The following is a 2,787-nucleotide window of genomic DNA, read 5'->3' on the forward strand; positions in this document are numbered from 1 at the left end:
ACTGTGGACAAAAGCACGATCGCGACCACAATGCAGCAATAAATATATTAGTCGCGGGTGGGCAATCCGAGACTTTAAACGGACGTGGAGGCAAGCATAAGACTACTGCCAAAGTAGCAGCAGCCGACGAAACGTCAACCCGCCGAGGAGCTACGGTTCGGTAGGAATCTCCACGCCTTTAGGCTGGAGAGGATGTCAAAAGGCTAAACTTCCCCCTCTCCCCACACTTCCCATTCTTCCCACACTCCCCACACTCCTCCCTCTTCCCCAGAAGGGGCTTTTTTTTTTATTCTGGTTTATATTAGAATGATAATCATTCTCACAATAGGTCAAAACGAATGTTCAGAAAATTTCAATGGGTCGGTAGTTCATTATTAGGAGTAGCAGCACTTATCACAACTGTTTCTCTAGGAAATGTTAGCAGCGTCGCTCAAAATAGAGATGGAACTAAGATAGTTGCAACTTTCTTGCCTATGTATATATTTACGAAAGGAGTTACCGGAGAAGGTGGAGAAGTAGAAATATTAGTTCCTCCGGGAACAGACCCCCACGACTATCAGGCAACACCAGAAAATGCTCGTACTATTGCAGAAGCAGATGTATTAGTAAAAAATGGGTTGGGGTTTGAAGAATTTTTAGAGAAATTAGTCGATGGTACTGGTAACTCTCAACTACAAGAAATTGATGCTAGTCAAAATATTGAACCTATAGAAGAAAAGGAGGATGACCACGACGATCGCGATCGCCACGACCATGACCACCACCACAGTCACGGTCACAGTCACGAAGAGGGAAACCCTCATGTTTGGTTAGACCCAGTTTTAGCACAACAACAAGTCAAGAATATCCGCGATGGTTTAATTCAAGCTAACCCGAATAATGCAACTACTTATCAGACAAATGCTAATATTTATCTGCAAAAATTACAGCAACTTGACCAAGAATTTAAAACTCGTTTAGCTCCTTTCCAAGGATGTAAATTTATTGCCTTTCACGATGCCTATCCCTATTTGGCAAAACGCTATAATTTACAACAAATGGCAGTGGTAGAATTGCCACAAGATAATATTACGCCTAAAGATATTCAAAGAGTAATAAATGCAACTAAAGAATATCAAGTCAAAGCTTTACTGGGAGAAATTGGATATGATGATAGTCGAGTGCAGCAAATTGCTAAAGATATTGGAGTACCAGTCAAAAAATTAGATCCACTTGAAAGTGGTTTGTTAGACCCAGAACATTATTTTACTGCTATGAGAAATAATTTAAAAACTTTAGAGGAAGTTTGCAAGTAAAATTATATGTAAGCATTCAGCCGTCAGCTATCAGCTATCAGCTATTTGTTAAGTAGTTGTGCAGGTCAGAATTTCCTATTTGAGAGAGGAAATACTTAACTGTGACTCAATAGCAGGATGTTTCAGCAATTAATAATTAATAATTAATAATTAATAATTACCTCTCCTTGAAAACGGATAGGATTGACTCAAAGGAAAATTTTTTTCTTCTCTTGGTCGATTGGATATGGCGAGGAAACCTCGCCATCCCATCCTAACGGACTGCTCCGCTTGCCGACCGCTTTTTCCCCTTAAAAGGGGAGGCTTTAGACAACAATTTATCGGTAATTAATTTTGCAGAAGTATTATTACTGAGAGTTGACAGCTAATAGCTGAATGTTGACTATTATATGCTCCTTCTGGGGAAGCTATGTTTGCTGGTAATTAGTTATAAAAAAGTCTTTGTTTGTAGTTTTTGTTTAGCCTGCCAAATATTTATCCTAATTGCTCAAGTCTAACTTTGTAGTGCGGGCATCTTGCCCGCCACAAATATACGTTACTGAATAATGAATAATTAATAATTAAATACCTTGGTTTAAAGCCTCCCCCCATAGGGTAAAAAAATAATTTTTTTGCTTTTAGTCAATCCTCTCCCTAAAAGGGAGAAGTAATTATTAATTGCTAATTGCTGAATGAGCTGAAATTCACTTGATTTAATGATAGAGTAATTTCAGTTTATATTGAGACGAGTTTTTTTGTTATAACAAGGATTTAAACTAATAGACTGTTTGTCAAAGGAATATTAAATGTAGGAGTAGGGTGGGTTAGGTGGCAATACTTATGGTGAGAAAATCAACTCTTAACAGTCTGCCTTAACCCACCGAACATACCTTAGGTTAAGCCAATACCCTATCTTAATCTTTGCTTGTTCATTTACTTTATAAAAAAGTGTTTCATTATTATTTTAAATGACAATAAGTCTAAAAATTAGACTAAATCTGGTTTATAAATTACTATTTTTGGGAGATAGGGAGATGGTTAGAGAGGATTTTAAAAAATCAGCCTTTGATAACCGAATTTGATATTAGACCTGATAAATAGTGTCTTTTTAGACCTACAACATTATTTGAATGTGATGAAAAATAATTTAAAAAGTTTAGAGGAAGTTTGTTAGTGAAAGTAGTACCAATCAACAAAAATATCCCAGTAATCAATGTACAAAATATGACTGTAGTGAGAGGAAAATATAAAGCAGTAGAATCTGTATCATTTCAAATTTTTCCTGGCAGTAATACGGCAATAATCGGACCTAATGGCGCTGGAAAAAGCACATTAATTCAAGCAATATTAGGTTTAATTTCTTATGAGTCTGGTTATGTAGAAATTATTGGTAGACAAATAAAAGATTTAGGAAAACACTGGCAGAAAATTGCTTATATTCCCCAGAAGTTACTTTTTGACCGGAGTTTTCCTTTGACTGTGGCTGAATTAGTCAGTTTGGGTTCCCCACAAC

General features: G+C 36.6%; 2 protein-coding genes. Both read left to right on the top strand.

Annotation, left to right across the window (positions count from 1 at the left end):
• Positions 1 to 338: 338 nt before the first annotated feature.
• A complete protein-coding gene (locus tag F6K22_RS37830; protein ID WP_293109967.1) occupies positions 339 to 1,295 on the top strand; it encodes a metal ABC transporter solute-binding protein, Zn/Mn family in 957 nt (318 codons plus the stop codon).
• A gap of 1,203 nt (positions 1,296 to 2,498) precedes the next feature.
• On the top strand, positions 2,499 to 2,787 hold a 289-nt coding region (locus tag F6K22_RS37835), incomplete at its 3' end, for an ATP-binding cassette domain-containing protein (protein WP_293109969.1).

The sequence above is a fragment of the Okeania sp. SIO2F4 genome (assembly GCF_010672385.1).
Lineage (GTDB): Bacteria > Cyanobacteriota > Cyanobacteriia > Cyanobacteriales > Microcoleaceae > Trichodesmium.